Origin of the sequence: Roseiarcus sp., from assembly GCF_052145395.1 — a bacterium.
Taxonomy (GTDB): domain Bacteria; phylum Pseudomonadota; class Alphaproteobacteria; order Rhizobiales; family Beijerinckiaceae; genus Roseiarcus.
In genome coordinates this window covers 1-4,480 of sequence record NZ_JBKQOT010000073.1, presented here as the reverse complement: position 1 = coordinate 4,480, position 4,480 = coordinate 1, and the positions used below count along the sequence as shown (strand labels likewise).

The following is a 4,480-nucleotide window of genomic DNA, read 5'->3' as shown; positions in this document are numbered from 1 at the left end:
ATAAACCACCGGGGCCGTGCCGCTGGAGAGTCGTGGCCGGCTAAGATGCCGGTACCGGCGGTCAATCGCGCGCGCCGCGCGGCCCGCAGGCGACGCCCGCGGAGGGAGGACGGCTTCTCGTCGAGTTTCTCAAGCGCTCGCCGCTGCATCCAGATGCGCGGAGACGAGGCCCGCCTCGTGGAAACCGTAAAGGGCCGAATGGTGCCAAGGCAGGAGCCGAACCGAGACCTTCAGGAAGCCATGCCTGCAATACCTAACGTCTTCGGCGAACATCAGCTTCGCGTCGGAGGCGGCCAGTCGAGGGGATTTTGGAACGCCCGCTTCGGGCGGACTCCGCGCCTTCGCTGGCGACCCGAGTAGGTCCGCTTCTCCGCCCAATTGAGGCGTCCAAGGCTGCGGTCTGCTACGTCCGCAATACGTCGACTGCGGCCGTTCGTTGCGCACCGAATCTCTCAGCTGAGACCATCGCCGCATCGAGAACTTGCAGCGCCGTCCTCAAACGACCAGCCCACAATTAGGTCCAAAAGTGGTGCTCGCTTTCCTGAAACGAGGTCGAGGAGGAGACCGGTGGCGCAGACTTCCCTGATGTCAATGCTACGTGGCCGCCGAGCCGCGTTTGGCGGCGACGGCGGTCCTCGCGATCGGATGGTGGGTCGGCACCGCCGCGGCTGCGTCCGTGGACACACAGGTTCAAACCGCGGAGGGAACGCTCGCGGGCGCCTGGCAACCGGGATACCGGCTCTTTGAAGGCATTCCTTATGCTGAACCGCCGGTGGGGGAACTACGGTGGCAACCGCCGCAGAGCCCGCATCACTGGACCGGCGTGCGCCCCGCTTTGCAGCCGGGCGACGAGTGCGTGCAGCAGGCAATCTTCTGGCGCCCCGGATCGACGGCGAGTTGGCATGAGGATTGTCTTTACCTCAATGTCTATGCGCCCGCCGCCGAGGCCGGCGCAAAACGGCCGGTGCTCGTCTGGTTTCATGGCGGCGGCTGGGTCAACGGCGCGGGCACCGATGTGCAGCCAGCTTGGCTGACCGCGGAAGGCAATGTCGTCGTGACGGTGAACTACCGGCTCGGCGCTCTCGGCTACCTCGCTCTGCCGGCGCTAGACGCGGAGTCGGCCGACAAGCAGTCAAGCGGACAGTACGGCGATCTCGACAAGATCGAGGCTTTGCGCTGGGTTCAGCGCAATATCGCGGCTTTCGGCGGCGATCCCGAGCGCGTGACGATCGCTGGACAATCGGCCGGCGCAGGGTCCGTGTGTTGGCTGATGGCCTCCCCTGCGGCGAAGGGTCTGTTCCAGCGCGCGGTGATCCAGAGCATCGGCGATTGCGTCAACATCGAACATAAGGAGGCGACGCAGCGTGGCGAGCGCTTCGCGCAGGCGATCGGCTGAAGTGATGCCGCCGAAATGGCGGCATGTATGCGCGGCAAGACGCCGGCGGAGATCATCGAAGCGCAAGTGACGACCGCGCTTTCGTGGCGCCCGGTGCAGGGTGGCGCAGCGCAGCCGGTGCTGGCGCCGGCCGCATTCGCCGCGGGCGATTTCAATCGAGTTCCGGTCATCATCGGCAACACACGGCATGAGACGCGCGCCTTCGTCTACGAAGGGAACGACCTTATGAAACAGCCGGTGACGTCGACCTCCTTCGAGGCGGCGGTGCGCAAGTCGCAGGGAGCCAACGCCGACCGGGTTCTCGCGGAGTATCCGCTCAGCGCCGCGCAGGCGCCTGGGGCCGCGCTCGCCGCGGTACAGACCGACTCCGGCTTCGCTTGCAATTCCGTCCCGGTCGTCGCCGCCCTGGCGAAATGGACTCCGACCTACGCTTACGAGTTCCGCGATGAGACATCGCCGCCGCGTCCCTACATGAACGTGCCGTCCTCATTCCCGGTCGCCGCGGGCCACACGTCGGACGTGCCGTATGTCTGACAGAGCGAGACGACAGTGCCCCTCTCGCCGACGCAGGTGGCGCTGGCGAGGGTCATGCTCGGATACTGGTCGAACCTCGCGGCCAGCGGCGATCCTAACAGCGCCCCATTGCCCGACTGGCCGCGTTACGACGCACAAGCGCCTCGCCGAATCGGCTTCCTGGCGGGCGGTCACACCGAAGAGATTAGCGCTGACGCTTATGCGCAGGAGCATCATTGCGCGCTGTGGGACGCGCTGACCCCAGCGAAGGCGCCGTAGTCACTTTTCGAGTTCCATTCGGACAGGTCACGAGTGGCGAGAAAGCGACGTGGCGAAGTTCGAAGCGCCCGTCGAGCGCATGTGGGAGCGCATGATCGAGTCTCAGGTGCTGCCGATAGAGGCATGCCGAGAGTAGCGTGCAAGATTGAGAGCCCGACCGGTTCGCTTGCGACCTATTCGTCGGAATGAGCTCGCGGCGCTCGGAGAGAGGAAGCCGAGCCGGCCAATCACCGTTTCGTCCCGCGGCCGATGATGGGTGCCGGGATGATCCTGCCCGCTCGGCCGCCAACGCCGTCACCAGAGCCAGAGCCCCCGCCACCCGATTCTGACCCGAGCGCCCGCTGCCACTGACGGCTAGCGAGGTCGCGTTCATCGACGACATGGAGCAGTTCGAAGGTCGGAAGTTTGCGCCGCAGGAAGCTGGCTGGTTGTCGTCACTCAGACACGTGAGATCGGGAACCTGCGGGAGCCAGAGTCGTGAGCGAGACGAATGGGCCGAAGCAGGTGAAATGGCTTCGGCCCGGTCGCCTGAAAAGCGTCCCCTTGCAATGTCGCTAGATACAATGATGGCACCTTACAGGATCGCGGCGCACCCGCTGTGATCTGGCTCACAGCATGAACGCGGCTACAGGCCTCTAGTTGCTCGATTCACTCAAATTGCGGATAGAGCCTTGCCCATTTTACGCGGGCGTCTTGTGTTGTGAAGCGTCAATCTCCGTTAGCGCTTTCAGAATACCACTAGAAAGACGTTCTGTATATCCGTATATGTGCACACCACTAGCCATATGCAAATAGGATATGGCGATTGACACTTAACCAGTTGCTATCATTATGATAATGATGGTTGGCGCATACGAGAGGGCAGCAACGCTATGGTACAGAACGTTTGTGCGTTAAGGCCAACGGACGGCGGACCGTCTCGGAAAAAGAGACTTTTACCTGTTGCCAGCTGGCCCACGCGAGCCACCCCGAAAGCAAATCCGCCAAAGTCTAAATGTTTACAACTGGCTTGCTTATCCGCGACAAAACCACGCATTTTCTTTCCTTGACTACGCTAGTCGAAGTATTACCATGAATCTGCCGCAATAGAACGGCCACGAAAGCTGTGTGCTAGCGAGGAAACCGCAAGCCAAGGAAGGAGAGGCCCGTGGACATGCCTCGTTCACGGGCCTCACTGCTGCACCCGTCGTCCATCGTCCAATCTCCAACTTCATCGCAAAACAAACTGTCGCCCTAAGACTTCTACAATAGTAAGCGTCTCCACCCGGCACCTACATTCAACACCTTAAGCACGTTCCAGATGCATACGATCCATCCAAATGAAGCGCCTCCGTCGCTATAAAGATGTTGCTGATTACGCGGTAACGTCAGCCAGTTTGAGCAAGCGGTAAGGCATAGGGGCGGTCCTCAGCGCAACGAATGCGAGGCGGGGGCATCGTCACGTTAACGAGTTGGGAGTGGGCAAGCGGTTAAACGCCGACCATGTCGACTTCCCGTGACCCTCTGTATCGCCGCCATCGCTTTCCGCCGGAAGTGATCAGCTACGCCGTGTGGCTCTATTTCCGGTTTCCCTTGAGCCTTCGCATGGTCGAGGAAATGCTGGCGGAGCGCGGGATTTGCGTGACCTACGAAACCGTGCGCCGGTGGGGGAAGAAGTTCGGCAAAGCGTTTTCCGATCAGATCCGCAAGCGTGCGCCTGCTCGCGGCGACAAATGGCATATGGATGAGGTCGTCGTCTCGATCGCCGGCGAGCAACACTGGCTTTGGCGGGCAGTCGGGATGGCGTGGGCGGCGCAGGAAACGGCAGCCAAGGTCAAGCGACGTCGTCGAAACCTGGAACAGCGCCAACGGCTTTATCTTCTTCGGCAAGGGCGGCGAGGTGGCAAGCAACCGCCTGGAGGACCAGGAGGTCGCGGTGCACGCGCTGCGCCTGCTGCAGTCCTGCCCGGTCTACGTGAACACGTTGATGCTGCAACGCGTGCTGGCCGCCCGGTCCGGCTCGGCCTGCCGCCGCTCACCCTGCGTGACCCCGGCGCGGCCACACGCCGAGTTTCCAGAGCGTCGTCGGTGACGTCGTCGGCCAGCGGCCAGGAAAGCCCAGCCGCCGCCGCCCGTTTCAGATTGTCCTGGATCGTCGAACGCGCCACGCCAAGACGTCGCCCGATGGCATTGTCAAGGCAAATAAGTATAGGCGATTTTCGGCGTCGAATCCGGCGGAGCGCGCTGTTAATTCGTGAGCAAAAACAGTGGAGCTCCAGTCCGCCCTGATACGCGAGCAGGCAGTATAGATTT

2 protein-coding genes and 3 pseudogenes are annotated in these 4,480 nt (G+C 62.3%); 4 read left to right on the top strand and 1 reads right to left on the bottom strand.

The window, feature by feature from the left end:
* Window positions 1–129 precede the first annotated feature (129 nt).
* The gene (locus ACLP25_RS02550) at window positions 130–273 is read right to left on the bottom strand and encodes a hypothetical protein (RefSeq protein ID WP_442467670.1); all 144 of its coding nucleotides are present in this window, start codon (window positions 271–273) and stop codon (window positions 130–132) included.
* A gap of 325 nt (window positions 274–598) precedes the next feature.
* On the opposite strand from ACLP25_RS02550, the pseudogene ACLP25_RS02545 reads away from it, so the two are divergent.
* From ACLP25_RS02545 to ACLP25_RS02530, 4 genes and pseudogenes are all read left to right on the top strand, one after another.
* A pseudogene (locus ACLP25_RS02545) lies at window positions 599–1,930 on the top strand (carboxylesterase/lipase family protein).
* Window positions 1,931–1,945: 15 nt separating this feature from the next.
* Window positions 1,946–2,188, top strand: coding sequence for a hypothetical protein (locus ACLP25_RS02540; RefSeq protein ID WP_442467669.1), 243 nt, complete (start codon window positions 1,946–1,948; stop codon window positions 2,186–2,188).
* A 1,482-nt stretch (window positions 2,189–3,670) separates the two neighbouring features.
* Window positions 3,671–4,042 (top strand): annotated as a pseudogene (locus ACLP25_RS02535) (IS6 family transposase); the annotation flags it as partial.
* Window positions 4,008–4,175: pseudogene (locus tag ACLP25_RS02530) on the top strand (Tn3 family transposase); the annotation flags it as partial. The pseudogenes ACLP25_RS02535 and ACLP25_RS02530, both read left to right, overlap by 35 nt.
* Window positions 4,176–4,480: the final 305 nt, after the last annotated feature.